This is a genomic window from Enterobacter cloacae complex sp. P47BA (genome assembly GCF_014930485.1).
GTDB lineage: Bacteria > Pseudomonadota > Gammaproteobacteria > Enterobacterales > Enterobacteriaceae > Enterobacter > Enterobacter bugandensis.
Map to the genome: position 1 here is coordinate 157,672 of NZ_JADBRF010000010.1, position 19,176 is coordinate 176,847.

Annotated in this window: 17 protein-coding genes; 7 read left to right on the top strand and 10 right to left on the bottom strand. The window is 58.0% G+C overall.

The features are described from left to right. Nucleotides 1-31 precede the first annotated feature (31 nt). Both purN and purM read right to left on the bottom strand, forming a co-directional pair. Nucleotides 32-673 (bottom strand): phosphoribosylglycinamide formyltransferase, encoded by a 642-nt coding sequence (gene purN, locus IM299_RS12340; RefSeq protein ID WP_028014032.1) that lies wholly within the window; start codon nt 671-673, stop codon nt 32-34. Further along, nucleotides 670-1,707, bottom strand: coding sequence for a phosphoribosylformylglycinamidine cyclo-ligase (purM, locus tag IM299_RS12345; RefSeq protein ID WP_008501643.1), 1,038 nt, complete (start codon nt 1,705-1,707; stop codon nt 670-672). The genes purN and purM overlap by 4 nt, the downstream gene beginning before the upstream one ends. A gap of 266 nt (nt 1,708-1,973) precedes the next feature. Between purM and IM299_RS12350 the strand changes: the two genes are divergently transcribed. The 4 genes from IM299_RS12350 to IM299_RS12365 all read left to right on the top strand — a co-directional run bounded on the left by IM299_RS12350 (nt 1,974) and on the right by IM299_RS12365 (nt 6,418). Continuing rightward, nucleotides 1,974-3,404: a 6-phospho-beta-glucosidase gene (locus IM299_RS12350; protein ID WP_193357566.1), complete on the top strand. Its 1,431-nt coding sequence runs from the start codon at nt 1,974-1,976 to the stop codon at nt 3,402-3,404. A 217-nt stretch (nt 3,405-3,621) separates the two neighbouring features. After that, nucleotides 3,622-4,248, top strand: coding sequence for a uracil phosphoribosyltransferase (upp, locus tag IM299_RS12355; protein ID WP_008501641.1), 627 nt, complete (start codon nt 3,622-3,624; stop codon nt 4,246-4,248). Nucleotides 4,249-4,330: 82 nt separating this feature from the next. Then, nucleotides 4,331-5,620, top strand: a complete 1,290-nt coding sequence (gene uraA, locus IM299_RS12360; protein WP_017692944.1) for a uracil permease — start codon at nt 4,331-4,333, stop codon at nt 5,618-5,620. Between the two features lie 96 nt (nt 5,621-5,716). After that, complete coding sequence (locus IM299_RS12365; protein ID WP_211438414.1) at nt 5,717-6,418, top strand: DnaA inactivator Hda; 702 nt, start codon at nt 5,717-5,719, stop codon at nt 6,416-6,418. 76 nt (nt 6,419-6,494) lie between these two features. Here the strand turns inward: IM299_RS12365 and IM299_RS12370 are convergent, their stop codons facing one another. From IM299_RS12370 to celB, 3 genes are read right to left on the bottom strand one after another with little or no spacing between them, the layout of a single operon-like run. Then, nucleotides 6,495-7,913 (bottom strand): M17 family metallopeptidase, encoded by a 1,419-nt coding sequence (locus tag IM299_RS12370; protein WP_193357571.1) that lies wholly within the window; start codon nt 7,911-7,913, stop codon nt 6,495-6,497. Then, nucleotides 7,913-8,869 carry a N(4)-(beta-N-acetylglucosaminyl)-L-asparaginase gene (locus IM299_RS12375; RefSeq protein WP_041908766.1) on the bottom strand — a complete coding sequence of 319 codons (957 nt, stop codon included), beginning with the start codon at nt 8,867-8,869 and terminating at the stop codon, nt 7,913-7,915. The genes IM299_RS12370 and IM299_RS12375 overlap by 1 nt, the downstream gene beginning before the upstream one ends. 3 nt (nt 8,870-8,872) lie before the next feature. Next, the gene (gene celB / locus IM299_RS12380; protein WP_041908767.1) at nt 8,873-10,192 is read right to left on the bottom strand and encodes a PTS cellobiose transporter subunit IIC; all 1,320 of its coding nucleotides are present in this window, start codon (nt 10,190-10,192) and stop codon (nt 8,873-8,875) included. Between the two features lie 147 nt (nt 10,193-10,339). Here celB and IM299_RS12385 point away from each other — a divergent pair, with 147 nt between their 5' ends. Continuing rightward, complete coding sequence (locus tag IM299_RS12385) at nt 10,340-11,164, top strand: helix-turn-helix transcriptional regulator (protein ID WP_193357567.1); 825 nt, start codon at nt 10,340-10,342, stop codon at nt 11,162-11,164. On the opposite strand, the gene arsC is transcribed toward IM299_RS12385, so the two are convergent. Further along, nucleotides 11,161-11,517 carry an arsenate reductase (glutaredoxin) gene (gene arsC, locus IM299_RS12390; RefSeq protein ID WP_049136756.1) on the bottom strand — a complete coding sequence of 119 codons (357 nt, stop codon included), beginning with the start codon at nt 11,515-11,517 and terminating at the stop codon, nt 11,161-11,163. The genes IM299_RS12385 and arsC overlap by 4 nt on opposite strands. Nucleotides 11,518-11,530: 13 nt before the next feature. Next, on the bottom strand, nt 11,531-12,994 hold the full coding sequence (gene bepA, locus IM299_RS12395; RefSeq protein ID WP_041908772.1) for a beta-barrel assembly-enhancing protease: 1,464 nt from the start codon (nt 12,992-12,994) through the stop codon (nt 11,531-11,533). A 221-nt stretch (nt 12,995-13,215) separates the two neighbouring features. On the opposite strand from bepA, the gene IM299_RS12400 reads away from it, so the two are divergent. Then, a complete protein-coding gene (locus IM299_RS12400) occupies nt 13,216-14,280 on the top strand; it encodes an AI-2E family transporter (protein WP_028014023.1) in 1,065 nt (354 codons plus the stop codon). Nucleotides 14,281-14,677: 397 nt separating this feature from the next. Here the strand turns inward: IM299_RS12400 and IM299_RS12405 are convergent, their stop codons facing one another. Together IM299_RS12405 and metB are read right to left on the bottom strand one after the other, a co-directional pair. Further along, nucleotides 14,678-17,110 (bottom strand): bifunctional aspartate kinase/homoserine dehydrogenase II, encoded by a 2,433-nt coding sequence (locus IM299_RS12405; protein ID WP_041911800.1) that lies wholly within the window; start codon nt 17,108-17,110, stop codon nt 14,678-14,680. 2 nt (nt 17,111-17,112) lie between these two features. After that, nucleotides 17,113-18,273, bottom strand: coding sequence for a cystathionine gamma-synthase (gene metB / locus IM299_RS12410; protein ID WP_021242813.1), 1,161 nt, complete (start codon nt 18,271-18,273; stop codon nt 17,113-17,115). Nucleotides 18,274-18,548: 275 nt separating this feature from the next. Between metB and metJ the strand changes: the two genes are divergently transcribed. Further along, the gene (metJ, locus tag IM299_RS12415; RefSeq protein WP_003862042.1) at nt 18,549-18,866 is read left to right on the top strand and encodes a met regulon transcriptional regulator MetJ; all 318 of its coding nucleotides are present in this window, start codon (nt 18,549-18,551) and stop codon (nt 18,864-18,866) included. 48 nt (nt 18,867-18,914) lie between these two features. Here the strand turns inward: metJ and rpmE are convergent, their stop codons facing one another. Continuing rightward, nucleotides 18,915-19,127: a 50S ribosomal protein L31 gene (rpmE, locus tag IM299_RS12420; RefSeq protein ID WP_003862040.1), complete on the bottom strand. Its 213-nt coding sequence runs from the start codon at nt 19,125-19,127 to the stop codon at nt 18,915-18,917. Nucleotides 19,128-19,176: the final 49 nt, after the last annotated feature.

Here is a 19,176-nt window from a genome sequence, read left to right on the forward strand (position 1 = left end):
GGGTAAGCGAAGCGCCACCCGACATAGCAAACTACTCTTCGGCCGCATAACCCTGCGGGGGCAACTTCACGCCGTCCAGCCAGGCTGCGCCGTCGCGCATCTCCAGACGCCCGTCGACAAACCAGCTTACCACCAGCGGGTAAATGGCGTGCTCCTGCGTCTGCACGCGTTCGGTCACGTCGTCTTCGTTGTCGCCGTCAAAGACCGGGACTTTCGCCTGCAGGATCACCGGGCCACCGTCCAGCTCGTCGGTCACGAAATGGACGGAGGTACCGTGCTCCTCGTCACCGTTTTCCAGCACCTGACGATGGGTATGCAGGCCGGGATATTTTGGCAGCAGGGAAGGGTGAATATTCAGCAGTCGACCGGCGTAGTGTTCGACGAAGGCTGGGCTCAGAATACGCATATAGCCCGCCAGCACCACGAGGTCGGGCGCGTAGGCGTCAATCTCCTGCACCAGCTCGCGGTCAAAGGCTTCACGTCCGGCGAACTGGCTGGCTTCCAGCGCGTGAGCGGGAATGTTCGCTTCCCGCGCGCGCTCAAGGCCGAACGCGTCGGCCTTGTTGCTGAAAACTGCCCGAATGGTGCCATTGATTTTCTTCTGTTTGCAGGCGTCTATGATGGCCTGCAAATTGCTTCCGTTGCCGGAAATGAGCACCACGATGTTTTTCATTCAATGACCACACGCTGTTCGGAATCGGAGGCTTTAATCGTACCGATTTTCCACGCGTTTTCACCTTTCTCGGTCAGCAGCTTAACCGCTTTATCCGCTTCGCTTGCCGGCAGGGCGATAACCATGCCCACGCCGCAGTTAAAGGTGCGGTACATTTCGTGAGAGCTCACGTTGCCTGCAGTCTGCAGCCAGTTAAAGACGGCTGGCCACTGCCATGAGGATTCGTCGATCACCGCCTGGGTGTTGTCAGGCAGCACGCGCGGGATGTTTTCCCAGAAGCCGCCGCCGGTCAGGTGAGCAATAGCGTGAACGTCAACGTTCTCGATAAGCTCCAGCACGTTTTTCACATAGATGCGGGTTGGGGCCAGCAGGTGGTCGGCCAGCGGTTTGCCGTCCAGCTCGGTGGTCAGCGGGTCGCAGCCGCTTACTTCGAGGATTTTACGCACCAGAGAGTAGCCGTTAGAGTGCGGGCCGCTGGAGGCCAGCGCGATCAGCACATCGCCATCGGCCACTTTGCTGCCGTCGATAATTTCTGATTTTTCTACTACGCCGACGCAGAAGCCCGCGACGTCATAATCTTCGCCGTGGTACATGCCCGGCATTTCAGCGGTTTCACCGCCCACCAGCGCACAGCCGGACTGCAGACAGCCTTCGGCGATACCGTTTATGACGCTGGCTGCGGTATCCACATCCAGTTTGCCGGTCGCGTAGTAATCGAGGAAGAACAGCGGCTCTGCGCCCTGAACCACCAGGTCGTTCACACACATCGCAACCAGATCGATACCGATCGTGTCGTGACGTTTTAAATCCATCGCCAGGCGCAGCTTGGTGCCTACGCCGTCAGTACCCGAGACCAGAACAGGTTCACGATATTTTTGCGGCAGCGCGCACAGTGCGCCGAATCCACCCAGACCACCCATCACTTCCGGGCGGCGGGTTTTCTTCACCACACCTTTGATTCGGTCAACCAGCGCATTACCTGCGTCAATATCAACACCGGCATCTTTGTAGCTGAGAGAAGTTTTGTTGGTCACGGCTTAAATCCCCACGCGATTGCATAGCTAGTAAGAAAAATCGGCGCAATTCTAACAGTCCAGGCAAACGTTTGCGAGCCTATTCTGGACGTGGGGATCTTTTTTTCTGTATAGCCCGTAAATGCAGCCAAACTTGACTCCGTTCACGAAAATGAAACCGGTTTCGGCGATCTGCTTGCAACGAATATCCCCATTGCACATCATCGAACTGAAACCGGTTTCTGTAATTGTTTTTGCAGAAAATAACGCAGAATGAGGGAAAGCGAATGTCAGGATTCAAAGCAGATTTTCTGTGGGGTGGGGCCGTTGCGGCGCACCAGCTTGAGGGCGGCTGGAAAGAGGGCGGTAAGGGCGTAAGCGTTGCCGACGTCATGACCGCGGGCGCCCACGGCGTGCCGCGTGAAATCACCAACGGCGTGCTGGAGGGGAAAAACTACCCTAACCATGAGGCTATCGATTTCTACCACCGTTATAAAGAAGACATCAAACTCTTTGCCGATATGGGGTTCAAATGCTTCCGTACCTCTATCGCCTGGACGCGTATCTTCCCGAAAGGCGACGAGCTGGAGCCGAACGAGGCGGGCCTCAAATTCTATGACGATCTGTTCGACGAATGCCTGAAGTACGGCATCGAACCGGTTATCACGCTTTCCCACTTTGAGATGCCGTTTCACCTGGTGACGGAATACGGCGGCTGGCGCAACCGTAAGCTGATCGACTTCTTCGTGCGTTTTGCAAAGGTCGTTTTTGAGCGTTACCAGCACAAGGTGAAGTACTGGATGACCTTTAACGAGATCAACAACCAGGCCAACTTCCACGAAGACTTTGCGCCATTTACCAACTCCGGGCTGAAGTACGCGCCGGGTGAAGACCGCGAGCCGGTGATGTTCCAGGCGGCGCACTACGAGCTGGTGGCCAGCGCCCTGGCGGTGAAGGCGGGGCGCGAGATTAACCCGTCGCTGCAGATCGGCTGCATGATTGCCATGTGCCCCATCTACCCGCTGACCTGTGCGCCGGACGACATGATGATGGCGATGAACGCCATGCACCGTCGCTACTGGTTTACCGACGTTCACGTGCGCGGCAAATATCCGCAGCATCTGCTCAACTACTTCGAGCGTCGCGGCTTCGCGCTGGATATCACCGAAGAAGATAAAGCCGCGCTGAAACAGGGCTGCGTGGATTACATCGGGTTCAGCTACTACATGTCTTTCGCCACCAAAGCGACGGCAGATAACCCGGCGCTGGACTACGACGAAAGCAAGAGCCTGGTCTCCAACCCGTACGTGCAGAAATCTGACTGGGGCTGGCAGATTGATCCGGTCGGGCTGCGCTACTCTCTGAACTGGTTCTGGGATCACTATCAGCTGCCGCTGTTTATCGTTGAGAACGGCTTTGGCGCGATCGACGTGCAGGAGAGCGACGGCACGGTGAACGACCAGTACCGCATCGATTACCTTTCAGCACACATCCGCGAGATGAAAAAAGCAGTGGTGGAAGACGGCGTGGATCTGATGGGCTATACCCCGTGGGGCTGTATCGACCTGGTGTCTGCCGGAACGGGCGAAATGAAAAAACGCTACGGCTTTATCTTTGTCGATAAAGATAACGAAGGTAACGGCACCCTGAACCGCAGCAAGAAGAAATCGTTCGACTGGTATAAGCAGGTGATTGCGAGCAACGGCGATAACCTCTAATTGTCGGGTGGCGCTAACGCTTACCCGACCTACAATACACGTAGGCCCGCGTAAGCGCAGCGCCACCGGGCAAGACCCCGCACCCAAGCCGGAGCCCAGCCTCCGGTTTTTTTGTTTTTGATTGATGTACGTCAAGCAAGTTGGGTATGGCGCAATCCGAAAAAAGCGGTATAATCCCGCGATTTTTTTGCGGATGCCACCTCAGAGGAGAAAGAGAATGAAGATTGTGGAAGTGAAACACCCACTCGTTAAACACAAGTTGGGCCTGATGCGTGAGCATGACATCAGCACGAAGCGTTTTCGCGAACTGGCTTCTGAAGTGGGCAGCCTGCTGACCTACGAAGCAACCTCCGATCTGGAAACGGAAAAAGTGACCATCGAAGGCTGGAACGGCCCGGTGCAGGTTGAGCAGATCAAAGGTAAGAAAATTACCGTGGTGCCTATCCTGCGTGCCGGTCTTGGCATGATGGAAGGCGTGCTGGAGCACGTACCGAGCGCGCGCATCAGCGTGGTCGGTATCTACCGTAACGAAGAGACGCTGGAGCCGGTACCTTACTTCCAGAAGCTGGTCTCTAACATCGACGAGCGCATGGCGCTGGTGGTTGACCCAATGCTGGCGACCGGCGGTTCAATGATCGCCACCATCGATCTGCTGAAAAAAGCGGGCTGCAGCAGCATTAAGGTGCTGGTTCTGGTTGCTGCTCCGGAAGGGATCGCGGCGCTGGAAAAAGCGCACCCGGACGTTGAGCTGTACACCGCCTCTATCGACCAGGGGCTGAACGAGCACGGGTACATCATCCCGGGGCTCGGCGATGCCGGCGATAAGATCTTTGGTACGAAATAATCGAATAACGATAAATAAGCCGACTTTGATAGTCGGCTTTTTTTTGAATAAAAACCAACAATACTACACAGAGGAAAACACTATGACGCGCCGTGCTATCGGGGTGAGTGAAAGACCGCCGCTTTTACAGACTATCCCGCTTAGTTTGCAGCACCTGTTCGCTATGTTTGGCGCAACCGTGCTGGTGCCAATCCTGTTTCACATTAACCCGGCTACCGTGCTGCTGTTCAACGGCATCGGGACGCTGCTGTACCTCTTTATCTGTAAAGGCAAAATCCCGGCGTATCTGGGGTCGAGCTTTGCTTTTATCTCGCCGGTGCTGTTGCTGCTGCCCCTGGGGTATGAAGTGGCGCTGGGCGGCTTTATCATGTGCGGCGTGCTGTTCTGCCTGGTTTCCTTCATTGTGAAGAAAGCCGGTACCGGCTGGCTGGACGTGATGTTCCCGCCTGCGGCGATGGGCGCCATCGTTGCCGTTATCGGCCTGGAGCTGGCGGGCGTGGCGGCGAATATGGCCGGCCTGCTGCCTGCGGACGGCCAGTCACCGGACTCCAAAACCATTATCATCTCACTGGTGACGCTGGGCGTGACGGTATTTGGCTCCGTGCTGTTCCGCGGTTTTATGGCGATTATCCCGATCCTGATCGGCGTGCTGGCGGGCTACGCGCTCTCCTTCGTCATGGGCGTTGTGGATACAACCCCGATTGCCGAGGCGCACTGGTTCGCGCTGCCAACTTTCTACACCCCACGCTTTGAATGGTTCGCCATTTTCACCATTCTGCCTGCCGCGCTGGTGGTAATTGCGGAGCACGTTGGCCACCTGGTGGTGACGGCGAACATCGTGAAGCGCGACCTGATCCGCGACCCGGGTCTGCACCGCTCCATGTTTGCCAACGGTTTCTCCACCATCATCTCCGGTTTCTTCGGCTCCACGCCAAACACCACTTACGGTGAAAACATCGGCGTGATGGCGATTACCCGCGTCTACAGTACCTGGGTTATCGGCGGCGCGGCGATCATCGCCATTCTGCTCTCCTGCGTGGGCAAGCTGGCGGCAGCGATCCAGATTATCCCGGTCCCGGTAATGGGCGGCGTTTCCCTGCTGCTGTACGGCGTGATCGGTGCCTCCGGTATTCGCGTGCTGATTGAATCCAAAGTGGATTACAGCAAGGCGCAAAACCTGATCCTGACCTCCGTTATCCTGATCATCGGCGTGAGCGGCGCGAAGGTGCACATCGGTGCGGCCGAGCTGAAGGGCATGGCGCTGGCGACCATCGTGGGCGTGGGCCTGAGCCTGATTTTCAAGCTGATCTCGGTGATCCGCCCGGAAGAGGTGGTGCTGGACGCTGACGAAAGCGAAAAAGCCCCACACTGATCCATTAACTGGGCGAAGGATCGCCCGGTTCTCTCCTGGCGGGTTCCGTGTTAAACTCATCGCCGATTTTATGTAAGATCTCTGGTTGAGGTATTTCTGAACGGACCGGCACAGCTCTCTCTGCCACTCTATCTCCCTGACGACGAAACTTTTGCGAGTTTCTGGCCGGGTGATAACCCCTCTTTACTGGCTGCACTGCAAAACGTGCTGCGTCAGGATCACAGCGGATACATCTATATCTGGTCACGCGAAGGCGCGGGGCGCAGCCACCTGCTGCATGCGGCCTGTGCCGAGCTTTCGGCGCGCGGCGATGCGGTCGGCTACGTGCCGCTGGATAAACGTACCTGGTTTGTGCCTGAAGTGCTTGAGGGCATGGAACATCTCTCGCTGGTCTGCATCGATAATATCGAATGCGTGGCGGGGGACGAGCCGTGGGAAATGGCGATCTTTAACCTCTACAACCGCATTCTGGAGTCAGGCAAAACCCGGCTGCTGATCACCGGCGATCGTCCGCCGCGCCAGCTTAATCTTGGGCTGCCGGATCTGGCGTCTCGTCTGGACTGGGGACAAATCTACAAGCTCCAGCCGCTGTCAGATGAAGATAAGCTGCAGGCGTTACAGCTGCGAGCAAAGCAGCGCGGCTTTGAGCTGCCGGAAGACGTGGGCCGTTTCCTGCTCAAGCGTCTGGACCGTGAGATGCGCACCCTGTTTGATACGCTCGATCAGCTCGATCGCGCCTCCATTACCGCCCAGCGCAAGCTGACCATTCCGTTTGTGAAAGATATTCTTAAGCTGTAGTTATGCCGGGTGGCGGCTGCGCCTTACCCGGCCTACATATGGCGCCCGTAGGCCCGGTAAGCGCAGCGCCACCGGGCTAAAGATCCCCCAGCAAGTGCTCCACCAGCAGCGGAATCGGCCTTCCCGACGCCACGCTCCTGCCGTTCTCGCGCCACAGCGCCGTGCCGCTGATGTCCAGATGCGCCCACGGGATCGTCTGCGGGCAAAAATGGTGCAGCAGCCACGCCGCCGACGCGCTGATTGCCGCGTTGTTTGTCGGGGTGTTGCACAGATCGGCAATCGCGCTGTCGGTCTGCTTTTTCAGCCGCGCATCCAGCGGCAGGGACCACACTTCGTCACCGCTCCGTTTTCCCGCCTGCGTCAGCGCGGCGCGCAGCGGCTCGTCCTGCGTCATTAATCCACTCAACTCATACCCCAGCGCTTTCACCACCGCACCGGTTAAGGTCGCCATATCAATGATATAGCGCGCCTGCGGATTGCGCTGGCTGGCCCAGGCGATGGCATCCGCCAGCACCAGTCGGCCTTCGGCATCGGTGTTGTTGATTTCAACCGTCATGCCGTTGCAGGCCGTTGCTACCGAGCCGGGCTGCATGGCGTCCGGGCCGATGGCGTTTTCCGCCAGCGCCAGCACGCCCATGATGCGTACGGGCAGCGCCAGCTCTGCTACGGTCAGCATCAGCCCCAGCACGTTGGCCGCACCGCACATGTCGTATTTCATGGTGTACATGCCTGCGCCTTCCTTCAGCCACAGGCCGCCGGTATCGAAGGTAATGCCTTTACCTACGTAGCAGCGCACCGGGCCGTCAGAAACGCCGTCGTAATGAATAGCCAGCAGACGTGGCGGGCAGGTCGCCCCTTTGCCGACGGCGTTCAGCAGCCCAAGACCCTGCTCAACAATAGCCTTTTCGTTCAGCACCTCGCAGCGCAGGGCTGGGTAGGCGGCACACAGTTTTTGCGCCTCTTCGGCCATAAACTGCGGCGTACAGCGATCGGACGGTATATCCGCCAGGCGACGCGCTGCGACCATGCCGTGAGCGATGGCCTGCTGCTGGCGGAAAATTGTTTCCAGCTTCGCCTGCTGTTCCGGCAGGCAGAGGGCGGTGATGTGCTTAATACGAACGCACTCACTGGTTTTTTTCAGCTGTAAATCGCTCAGCCTGTGCGCCTGATTAAAGAGAAAACGCAGCACCTGCGCCAGCACCACCTCGTCGATATCCGTCACGTCCAGCACGATATCTGCGCTGACGGGAGAGGCAAAAATTGGTCGCAGGGCGGCAAGCAGGCCTTCAGTGAGCGCGTCATGCCAGAGCGCATCCGGCAGCAGGGTGATGCGCGCAAAGGGCGCGCAGCCAAAGCGGGTGTCCGCGATGCCGTCAGAGTCACGCATTTCCGCAACAAGCGCGGTTTGCGGCAACTGCGCACAGGAGACGCGGGCGATTAAATGGCTTCGCGGCTTCGCGTCAGAAAGCGCGGTGATAAACTGATACGCGATCATCATGACTCCTCAATCGGTGCGCGGATCCGCGCGGCGTAGGCCTGCATCCACTCTTCGTCCACGGTGTGATAGTGCGTTTTCTCCCGCTGGCGCTCGGTACGAAAAACGGTGAGGGGCTGACGGGCCGTCGCCACCACAAACGAGAAGGTTTTGATGTTAGTGGCGGCGCCAAATTCGCCCCTGTTGTTCATGCACACCACGGAGAGATCGCCCACGCGACCGAAGCGCGACATCAGCTTGTCTTCCAGCTCGAACACCACGGAATCTGCCGCCTGTTGCGGCGTCATACCCTGCGCCATGCGACGAACGATTTCGTAGCTCGTGCAGCCTTTCATCAGATCTTCACCGACGCCCGTAGCGGTGGCCGCGCCGGTTTCGCTGTCGCAGTAAAAGCCGGAGCCGATAATCGGCGAATCCCCAATGCGGCCGCGTTTTTTCATAAACAGGCCGCTGGTGGAGGTGGCAACGCTCATTGAGCCCTGCTTATCGAGGCCGATAACGCCGACGGTGTCGTGTCCGTCGTACGGGCTTAAGCCTTTATCCAGCGTCTCGCGGCAGCGTTTGCGGTAGTGCTGCATAGCCCGTTCGGTGAGCATGCTTTTGTCGGCAAAGCCCTGACTTAGCGCCCATTCACGCGCGCCCTGGCCGACCAGCAGGCTGTTGTAGCGCTGGCGGCTGAGCGCGTGCGCCACGCGCACCGGGTTGGCGATATCCACCAGGTTCCCCACGGCACCGAACGCCAGCGTGTCGCCGTCCATGAATGCCGCATCCAGCTCGACTTCGCCGTTTTCGGTCGGCAGCCCGCCGTAGCCGACGGATTTATAAAACGGAAAGTCTTCGACGGCGGCGACGGCATCAACCACCGCCGTAGCGACCGGTTTTCCCGCCGCCAGGGCAGACGCAGATTCCGTTACCCCTTCAAGCGCCATTCGCCAGGTTGCGATAATTCCCCACATGCTTTACTCCTGTTTTGCAAGGGTGGTGTCGGTTTGCGTAACGGTGGCAATTTCCGCCGCGCGGTACTGTTTGTCCACGATACGCATGAAAGGCAGGTACAGCATGGCGCCAATTAGCAGGTTGATCAGCTGCATCACGCTGCCGCTCAGGTGTCCGGTGACGATAAAACCGCTGATCACCGGCGGCAGCGTCCAGGGGATAAACACCCCGGTGGTGACGGCGACCGCGCCAATCTTCATCGCCGCATACTGCACGGTGACCAGCACCAGCGGCACCAGGTTGAACGGAATAAGCATGATCGGGTTCATGATCACCGGCAGGCCAAACAGAATCGGCTCGTTGATGTTAAACACTGACGCCCCGGCGCCGAGGCGCGCCACTTCGCGCATGTTTTTACTGCGGGCGAAAATCAGCATCGCAATCACCAGCGACAGCGTAGCACCCGCGCCGCCCATCCAGATCATGTCAAAAAACTGTTCCGTGATAATGTGCGGCGGCGTCGTCCCCGCCTGGATCGCGGCGATGTTGTCGGTCTGGTTTTCCATCCACAGCGGACGAATGATGCCGTTAATCATCGAGCCGGAGTTAATGCCCACTGACCAGAGAATGGTGATGCTGAAGACGGTCATCAGCGCACCGAAATAGGAGGTGCCGTAGTGGCGCACCGGGGTAGCAACCACTTCATAAATAAACTGGTGGATGGTGTTGTAGTGAGTGTTTTCGAAGACGATGCGGATACCCAGCACCAGAATCATCACCAGCAGGGCGGGGATCAGCGCCGCGAACGACTCCTGCACCGCAGGAGGCACGCCGTCCGGCATTTTAATGACCAGATTTTTGCGCTTCAGCCAGCAGAACAGCTCCGTCCAGAGCAGCGAGCCGATCATCGCCACGAACAATCCTTTGCTGCCAATCCACTCCACCGGCATCACGGTAATCCCGCCGTTTTCCGCCACCTTAATAAACGGCGTCAGGATCAGAAACGCGACCAGCGCCAGAATGCCGCAGGAGATGCGGTCCTCGCCGTAGTGTTCCGCCAGGCGGAAGGCGACCAGGAAGCTGATGAACAGCGACATGGTGGAGAACACCGCGTTGAATGGAATTTCAATAATCGCGCTCCAGTTCTCGCCAAAGGCCTGAGACATAAACTGCTGATAGGCCTGGTTAGGGAAGGAGGAGATAACCAGCAGAATGGAGCCGACGATAATAAACGGCATGAATGACACGTAGGCACCGCGAATGGCCCCGAGATGACGCTGCTGGGCCGTTTTCGCCGCCAGGGGCATCAGTTTTGCTTCAAGAAATCCCAGAACATTGTTCATTGTGAACTCCGTACAAGATTGAAGGGTGTTGTTTATGTTATGTCTGTGGATTATCAGTGAAGCGCGGCGAGCGAAAGGTGAAACCGGTCACAAAGCAATCGCCTGTGTTATATAAATCTCATATGATTAGTTAACGGAATTGTTGCGATGGAAATTAAACTTCACGCCAATGCGACCACCACGCCGCGCATCCGCCGCTATCTGCAACAGTCAGATAAAAGCGACAGAGAGCTTGCCGTTGAGCTGGGGATCTCGGTCACGACCGTCAGGCGCTGGCGCAACCGCGACCAGGTTTCGGATAACCACACCACGCCAAAAGTGATACACAAAGCGTTGAGACAGGATCAGGTGACGCTGGTGAATGCGCTGCGCGACATCTCAGGGGCGCCGTTAGATGAACTGCTGCAGATGGTTAACGACGTGCTGGGGATCCGCGTTTCAAGGGCAACGCTGAATCGCTATCTCAAACCAGCCTCCGCGAAGCTAAAAGGGGGGCCGTTGCAGGGAATAAAAGCGCTGAAGGCTGGCATGCGGCCGCATACGCTGATGCTCCATCATCTGCCTTTATCCCTGCACATGGACGATGGGGGTGAACAACACCTGCTCTGGGCGCGCGAACCAGTGAGCGGCTGGTGTTATGCCCGGCTCTATGCGGGACTGTCGCCCCAGTTGCTCAGTACCTGGACGCGGGCGCTGCTTGATGACTGTCCGGCTGATATACAATCTATTGAGACTTTTGGTTTTGAGCTGACGGATGCTGCAAAAGATGTGGCTGTAAAAACGCATCCCCAAAAACACAACGCGCTTCAGGTAGCGGTGCCATTAGGCGATGTTATTCCTCGCGTGAATGATGAACCGGCGGGAGAGGTATTGATCGCGCTGTGCGAGTTTTATAACCGGGGCAAAACGCAGAAAAAGCTGGGAGAGAGTACGCCGCAGGCGTTTCTGGAAGCGCTGCGGCGTAAGGACTAGAGGATGTCGAGCACATCTTCCGGCGGACGGCCAATGCGCGCCTTGCCGTTCGCCACCACAATCGGGCGTTCAATCAGCTTTGGATTGTCGACCATCGCCTGTACCAGCTCAGCCTCGGTGAGGCGGCTGTCATCCAGATTAAGCGATTTATACAGATCCTCTTTCTGACGCATCAGTTCGCGCGCGCTGCCCATCCCCAGCATGTGCAGCAGCTCGCGGATCGTCTGCGCGTCCGGCGGCGTCTCCAGATACAGCACCACTTCCGGGTCGATGCCGTTAGATTTCAGCAGGCTGAGGGTGTCGCGGCTCTTGGAGCAGCGAGGGTTATGGTAAATTTTTACCGCGTCTGTCATGACTTCTCCTTTATTACATCTTCTCGTACGGCTTAAAGCGTTGTTGCAGGCCGCGCAACTGGTCGATACGCGCATCGTAGCGGGCCTGCTGCAGGCTGCCGAGCTTCACCTGCGAGCTGGCGCTGCTAAGCAGGGAAATAGCCTGATCGAGACGGCCCGCCAGCGCCAGCCCTTCAGCACGCGCCGCCAGTTCCTGATCGCGGTTACCCAGTTGCCCCTGCGCCTGAGCGAGCAGCTCCCAGCCGTTCTGGTCATCTTTATTGTTAAACGTGTAGCGGTTCAGAATGGTCACGGCCTGCGCAGGCTGACCGCCCTGCAAGTAAGCGTTCGCCAGGTTAAGCTGCAGCACCGGGTTGGTCCGTATGTCTTTCGCCCCTTTCAGGCGGTTAATCGCATCAGTGGCTTTCTTCTGCCCCAGATCGATATCCGTCGAGAGATCGAGATACCACGGATTGTTCGGGTCGGCTGCCAGCAGCGGCTGCAGCGCTTTACGCGCCTCGTCGTATTTACTGGCTTCCATCGCCTGTAGCGCCTGACCATACTGCGCGGCATTTTTTTCCCGCACGTTGCCTTTCGCCAGGGTATCCAGCAGATCGCTGGTGAGCTGGTTACGTCCGGAGTTGTACATGCCGAGCGTTCTTACTTTCGCCATGTAGAAGTCCTGCGAAGACTGCACGACCACCGGGCGCATCTGGTTGGCACGGTTGCGTGCGTCCGAGAGACGGCTTTCCGGCAGCGGGTGGGTGAGCAAAATTTCCGGCGGACGGGAAGAATACCGTGCCTGGTCGAGCAGTTTTTCCAGGAAGCTCGGCATGGCCTGCGGGTCAAAGCCGGAGCGCTGTAAAACCTGAATGCCGATGCGGTCAGCTTCCTGCTCGTTTTGCTGGGTGAAGCTGATCATCCCCTGACGCGTTCCCGCAAGCGTACCGGTCAGGGCCGCCATCCCGGCCTGCGGGCTGGCCATCGCCAGCAGAATAGAGCCCAGTGCGCCCACCCAGGTGAGCGGGGCGTTACGTTTCTGGTCTTCCATTGCACGCGCGAGGTGGCGCTGGGTAACGTGCGAAATTTCGTGCGCCATTACCGAAGCCAGCTGGCTTTCGTTGTCTGAGTAACGGAATAACGCCGAATGCAGCACCACGTTTCCGCCGAAGAAGGCGAAGGCGTTGATTTCGTCGTTATTAATCAAATAGAAGTGGAAGGGCGTTTTTACCGAGTCGGCGTGCGCCACCAGGCGCATCCCCAGCCCGTTAATGTACTGCACCAGCAAAGGGTCGTTGATCAGCGGGGCGCTACCGCGCAGCTGGCGCACATAGTAATCACCCATCTGCATCTCTTGCCCGATAGAGAGCGTGCTTCCTGCCGTGGTGCCCATGTCCGGCAATGAATCGGACGAGTCAGCGAAAGCGGGCAACACCTGACCGACCGTCACTGCGGCAATCAGTGTTGCAACCAGTGTTTTTCTCAACTGCCTGAACATAACCACTGTCCTGTATGTTGGAGGTGCTAATTTGACCGATGAACCGGCATATCGTTCATCTCTGCTGCCCTGCGAGTGTAGCCGTGTTACCGCATGAAGAAAATCCCATTCATCAGGCTTTTGCGGATTGTGACAGGGATACAAAAAGCGAAAGTCTTTTTTGTGACAGTTAGATACAATTCACCGTCTCACTCCCGCCAATCGATTCAGGGAAGGGTTGTATGCTCGAAATGTTAATGCAGTGGTATCGGCGTCGGTTCAGTGACCCGGAAGCCATTGCTTTGCTGGTTATTCTGGTTGCCGGGTTCGGTATTCTGTTCTTCTTCAGCGGCCTGCTCGCCCCTCTGCTGGTGGCGATTGTGCTCGCGTACCTGCTGGAGTGGCCAACGGCGCGCCTGGAACATATCGGCTGTTCGCGCCGCTGGGCAACGAGTATCGTGCTGGTGCTGTTTGTCGGCATTCTGCTGCTGATGGCATTTGTGGTGATGCCGGTTGCCTGGCAGCAGGGGATCTACCTGATCCGCGATATGCCCGGCATGTTGAACAAGCTGTCTGATTTCGCCGCCACGCTGCCGCGTCGTTACCCCGCGCTGATGGATGCGGGGATCATAGATGCGATGGCCGAAAACATGCGCGCCCGCATCATGACGATGGGCGATTCGGTGGTGAAATACTCTCTGGCCTCGCTGGTGGGGCTGCTGACGCTGGCCGTCTATCTTGTGCTCGTGCCGCTAATGGTGTTCTTCCTGGTCAAGGACAAAGAGCAGATGCTGAACGCGGTACGCCGCGTGCTGCCGCGCAATCGCGGGCTGGCCGGGCAGGTCTGGCAGGAGATGAACCAGCAGATCACCAACTACATTCGCGGCAAGGTGCTGGAGATGATAGTCGTGGGAGTCGCCACCTGGATTGGCTTCCTGATCTTCGGCCTGAACTACTCGCTGCTGCTGGCGGTGCTGGTCGGATTTTCGGTTCTGATCCCGTATATCGGCGCGTTTGTGGTAACCATTCCGGTGGTGGGCGTTGCGCTGTTCCAGTTTGGTCTGGGTACCGAGTTCTGGAGCTGCTTTGCGGTATACCTGATTATTCAGGGGCTGGACGGTAACCTGCTGGTGCCGGTGCTGTTCTCCGAGGCCGTGAACCTGCATCCGCTGGTGATTATCCTGTCGGTGGTAATTTTCGGCGGGCTGTGGGGGTTCTGGGGCGTGTTCTTTGCCATTCCGCTGGCGACGCTGATTAAAGCGGTGGTGCACGCGTGGCCGGATGTGCCTGCGGTGGAAGAGAAGTAGTTTTAGTGCGGGGTGAGGGGGAACATACGGGTCTGGTGGTCATTCCGTTCACTTTATGTTCCTTGCTACTCTGTAAGGACATGACCTGTGAACGTGCCAGGGCGGCTCAATCGCCGCCGCCCTGGCGACCCGGGCTCCCGGCGGTAAATCGCCGCTTCGCGGTGCCTTCGGCTTATTCCTTCCGGCTTGTCGGGGGCGGGCGGAGGTAACGTCCCTGTAAAGCCCGCCCTCTCGGCGCATCCATGCGCCTCGCCCCGGCCTACAGGAAACGCCTCAGCGATTTACAGCCGGACCAGGACATCGCTGTTAGTTATTCATTTCTCTGAAGCAATGTTCATCGCTTCAGGAAAAAATTACTGGGGATTCCTCAGCCCACAGGGAGAGGGAAATTCACTTTTTACAGCAGCTTAGCCAGACGGTTAATATCGGACTGGATAGCCCCAGCGGTGACATCGCGCCCCGCGCCCGGGCCGCGGATCACCAGCGGGTTATCGCGGTACCAGCGGCTTTCAATGGCGAAGACGTTATCGCACGGCAGCAGGGCCGCCAGCGGATGGTCAGGACGCACCGCCTCGACACCCACACGCGCCTTACCGTTCGCCTCGAAACGCGCCACGTAGCGCAGCACCAGCCCCATCTCGTTTGCCGCTTCCAGACGCTGCACCATCTGGTCATTCAGCTCGTCGCCGTTTTCGAAGAAGTGGTCAACAGAACCTTCTTCGCAGCCCGCAGGCACCAGCGACTCGACGCGGACGGAATCCGGTTCGATGTCATAACCGGCTTCACGCGCCAGGATCACCAGCTTGCGCATCACGTCTTTACCGGAGAGGTCAACGCGCGGATCGGGCTCGGTTAAGCCCTGCTGCCACGCCTGATCCACCAGGTCGGTGAACGGTACGGTGCCGTCAAACTGCAGGAACAGCCAGGAGAGCGTGCCGGAGAAGATCCCGCTCAGCGCCAGAATGCTGTCGCCGCTTTCAATCAGGTCACGCACGGTATGGTTAACCGGCAGGCCCGCGCCAACGGTGGCATTATAGAGCCAGTGGCGGCCCGTTTTTTCAAACGCGTCGTGGATCTGACGGTATTTATCGGTGCTGCTCGCCCCCGCCAGCTTGTTGGCGCTGATGACGTGGAAACCGTGGCTGGCGAAATCCAGATACTGATCGGCAAGCTGTTCGCTGGCGGTGACGTCCAGCACCACCAGATCGTCATACGGGTGCGCGCGCATCCACAGGAACAGCGACTCTTCATCCTGCTCAACCGCTTCATCGTTAAAGAAGGCAAGCGCCCGGCTGGCATCCAGCCCTTCGTAGTTCAGCAGGCTGCGGCGGCTATCCACCACGCCCGCAAGAATAAATTCAAACCCGGTACGCGCCGAAAGCGTGACCTGTTCGCGGGCGAACAGCTCCAGCCAGCGGGAACCGATGTTACCCTTGCCAAACAGCACCAGGCCGATGCGTTTTTCCGCGCGGAACAGCGAGGTGTGCAGACCCTGAATCAGGCTTTCGGTTGGGCCTTTACGCAGCACGGCGACCAGGCTGATGCCCTCTTCCGACTGCCAGGTGAACTCCACCGGCTGGCCCTTCAGCTGCTGCCAGAAGCGGTGGCAGTGCAGCGGGTTACGGGTGACGCCCGCGCCGACCATCGCCACCAGCGCCAGCCCCTGGCGCAGGCGAAGCTCGCCCGGCAGGCCCGCTTCGTCAAGAATTTTCAGCGCGCTGTCCGCCACTTCGGCGGTATAGCAGAACTGCAGCAGCTGACGATCGTTATGCACGCCAACGGCCAGCGGACGCACCTGGGCGCGTTTCAGGATCGTGTCGATATCTTTATGCGCCAGCCTGAAGTCCTGGCCCGCAGGGACCTGGAACTCGATCAGGCAGATGTCGTCGTGGCTGGTGACAATGCGCGCGCCCGTGCCGGACGCCAGCACGCGCTCAATGCGGGTAGACCCCTGATCCGGCGTATAGCTACAGCGCAGCTGCAGGTCAATATCGCTGCCGGAAACCGGCTGCAGCGTGCGCGCGTGCAGCACCGGGGCCGCCAGACGCGCCAGCTCGCTCGCTTCGTCGAGACGCAGCAGCGGAAGCAGGCAGGCATCTTTCACTTTACGCGGGTCTGCGCTGTAGACACCGGCCACGTCGCTCCAGATGGTGACGCGGGACACGCCCGCCAGGGCACCGATCTGCGTTGCCGAGTAGTCCGAGCCGTTACGGCCCAGCAGCACGGTTTCACCGGCGTTGCTGCGGCTGATAAAGCCGGTGACGACAATACGTTTGCCCGGATGCTGCACCAGCAGCTGTTGCAGCAGCGGATAGGACAACCCTTCGTCCACCTGCGGCTGCGCGGCGCGTTCCGCACGCAGGAAATCACGCGCGTCGAGCCAGGCCGCGTCCACGCCCAGGTGTTGCAGCACGGCGGCCATCAGGCGCGCGGACCACACTTCACCGTGGCCCACCACTTCGGCATACACCGCGTCGGTAATCCCGCTGTCCAGCAGAGCAGCCAGACGCTCAAGGTCATGCGTGAAGGCGCTGATCAGCCCGTCCGCCACGTCCGCAGGCAGCAGGCCGGCAATCAGCTCGCTCTGGTAACGACGTAAGGACTGTTGCACCTGATGCGCAGAAAGGCGATCGGTCTGGCTCAGTTTCAGCCAGCTAATCAACTGGTTGGTGGTGCTGCCCGCCGCCGAGACAACCATCATGTCACCCGGCTGTGAATATTCGGTCATGATCCCTGCGACGCGCAGATAACATTTCACATCAGCAAGACTACTACCACCAAACTTGTGCAGCTGACGACCCTTCGCCCCTGCCTGCGCTATCACACTCATGATTACCCCTTGGCTGCGACCCGGAAGCCATTTTCCAGATCGGCAATTAAATCTTCAGAATCTTCAATACCGGTCGAGATACGCAGCAGCGTCTCGGAAATCCCGGCGGCGGCACGTGCTTCCGGTGCCATACCTGCGTGCGTCATGGTCGCGGCGTGGGAGATCAAGCTTTCAACCCCACCTAAGGATTCCGCCAGCGTAAACAATGACAGCCCGCTCAGGAAGCGACGCAGCGTTTGCTCGTCACCGTCCAGTTCAAAACTTAACATCGCGCCAAATCCCTTCTGCTGGCGCGCGGCAATTTCATGCCCCTGGTTTTCCGGCAGCGACGGGTGATAAAGCTTCTTCACCAGCGGCTGGGTTTTCAGGAAATCGACAATCGCCTGGGCATTACGCTGCGCCACGTCCATGCGCGGCGACAGCGTGCGGATGCCGCGCAACAGCAGGTAACTGTCGAACGCGCCCGCGGTGACGCCAATGTTATTAGCCCACCATGCCAGTTCCGTGACAACGTCGGGATCTTTTGCAATCACCACGCCCGCCACCACGTCAGAATGGCCGTTCAGATATTTAGTGCATGAATGCAATACCAGATCCGCACCCAGTGCTAACGGGTTCTGAAGGGCCGGACTGAGGAAGGTATTATCCACTACACTTATCGCTCCCGCATCCCTTGCGAGCTGACAAATTTTCGCAATGTCGACAACGCGCAACAATGGGTTGCTTGGACTTTCCACCAGAACCAGCTTCGGCTTCTCTGCCAGCGCCTGTTTCAGCGCCTGTTCGTCGTTTTGATCGACAAACAGCACGCGGTAGCAGCCGCGCTTTGCCAGGCTATCAAACAGACGATAACTGCCGCCGTAACAGTCATGCGGCGCAACCAGCAGATCGCCAGGCTTCAGGAACACCGTGGTCACCAGGTGAATGGCAGACATACCGGTATTGGTTAATACCGCACCCGCGCCGCCTTCCAGTTCCGCCAGCGCGCGCTGGGTTACATCACGCGTAGGGTTGCCGCGACGCGAGTAGTCATGCGCGCGCGGTTCATTAAATCCGGTGAAATTGTAGGTGCTGGAAAGATGAATGGGCGGGACAACGCAGCCGTACTGCTCGTCATCATTTAATCCGCTACGCACTGCGATCGTGGCCTGTTTACGCGTCATGGTGAGGGCTTCCTGGCGAATGAGGTGAAAAGTCAGCCACCAGAGTAAACATTGAAAGTATGGACGTCAATACATCTGGACATCTAAACTTCTTTGCGTATAGATTGAGCAATGCGCAAATAGCCGTTAAAATTATATGCTTTAGTGCACGCTGCAGCGGCAATATCCGTGCCACGGTATCGTCTCTACGGTAAACTACGCAAGATTACGGTTCAAAACGGGCAATGACCGGTTTGCACCTTTAGATTAATGACTGAGAGGATTAAAGGTATCTCATGGCTGAATGGAGCGGCGAATATATCAGCCCATACGCTGAGCACGGTAAGAAGAGTGAGCAAGTAAAGAAAATTACGGTTTCCATTCCTCTGAAGGTGTTGAAGATCCTCACCGATGAACGTACGCGTCGTCAGGTGAACAACCTGCGTCACGCAACCAACAGCGAACTGCTGTGCGAAGCGTTCCTGCATGCGTTTACCGGCCAACCGTTGCCGAACGATGACGATCTGCGCAAAGAGCGTAGCGACGAAATCCCGGAAGAGGCGAAGGTGATCATGCGTGAACTGGGTATTGACCCGGAGACGTGGGAATACTGAGAAGCGGATACAAAAAAGGCACCTTGCGGTGCCTTTTTTTCGGGAAACTTATTTAGCGCCCGGGATGCTGAAACGCTTGTTGAAGCGGTCAACACGGCCACCGGTTGCAACATCACGCTGCTTACCAGTGTAGAACGGGTGGCATTTGCCGCACACGTCCAGGTTCAGATCGTGACCCACGGTAGAGCGGATCTGGATAGAGTTACCGCAAGAGCAGTTTGCAGTAATCATTTCGTATTTCGGGTGAATATCTTTTTTCATGGGAGAACCTCAGTTAAGGCCGCGTCGCTCTTCCAGCCCTAACGCCAGA

Bases quoted from the DNA above. Each gene is read 5' to 3' on its own strand.
- bepA (WP_041908772.1), bottom strand. From the start codon at position 12,994: ATGTTCAGGCAGTTGAGAAAAACACTGGTTGCAACACTGATTGCCGCA.
- IM299_RS12405 (WP_041911800.1), bottom strand. From the start codon at position 17,110: ATGAGTGTGATAGCGCAGGCAGGGGCGAAGGGTCGTCAGCTGCACAAG.
- metJ (WP_003862042.1), top strand. From the start codon at position 18,549: ATGGCTGAATGGAGCGGCGAATATATCAGCCCATACGCTGAGCACGGT.
- IM299_RS12350 (WP_193357566.1), top strand. From the start codon at position 1,974: ATGTCAGGATTCAAAGCAGATTTTCTGTGGGGTGGGGCCGTTGCGGCG.
- celB (WP_041908767.1), bottom strand. From the start codon at position 10,192: ATGAACAATGTTCTGGGATTTCTTGAAGCAAAACTGATGCCCCTGGCG.
- IM299_RS12375 (WP_041908766.1), bottom strand. From the start codon at position 8,869: ATGTGGGGAATTATCGCAACCTGGCGAATGGCGCTTGAAGGGGTAACG.
- metB (WP_021242813.1), bottom strand. From the start codon at position 18,273: ATGACGCGTAAACAGGCCACGATCGCAGTGCGTAGCGGATTAAATGAT.
- IM299_RS12400 (WP_028014023.1), top strand. From the start codon at position 13,216: ATGCTCGAAATGTTAATGCAGTGGTATCGGCGTCGGTTCAGTGACCCG.
- arsC (WP_049136756.1), bottom strand. From the start codon at position 11,517: ATGACAGACGCGGTAAAAATTTACCATAACCCTCGCTGCTCCAAGAGC.
- upp (WP_008501641.1), top strand. From the start codon at position 3,622: ATGAAGATTGTGGAAGTGAAACACCCACTCGTTAAACACAAGTTGGGC.
- uraA (WP_017692944.1), top strand. From the start codon at position 4,331: ATGACGCGCCGTGCTATCGGGGTGAGTGAAAGACCGCCGCTTTTACAG.
- IM299_RS12385 (WP_193357567.1), top strand. From the start codon at position 10,340: ATGGAAATTAAACTTCACGCCAATGCGACCACCACGCCGCGCATCCGC.
- IM299_RS12370 (WP_193357571.1), bottom strand. From the start codon at position 7,913: ATGATCGCGTATCAGTTTATCACCGCGCTTTCTGACGCGAAGCCGCGA.
- purN (WP_028014032.1), bottom strand. From the start codon at position 673: ATGAAAAACATCGTGGTGCTCATTTCCGGCAACGGAAGCAATTTGCAG.
- rpmE (WP_003862040.1), bottom strand. From the start codon at position 19,127: ATGAAAAAAGATATTCACCCGAAATACGAAATGATTACTGCAAACTGC.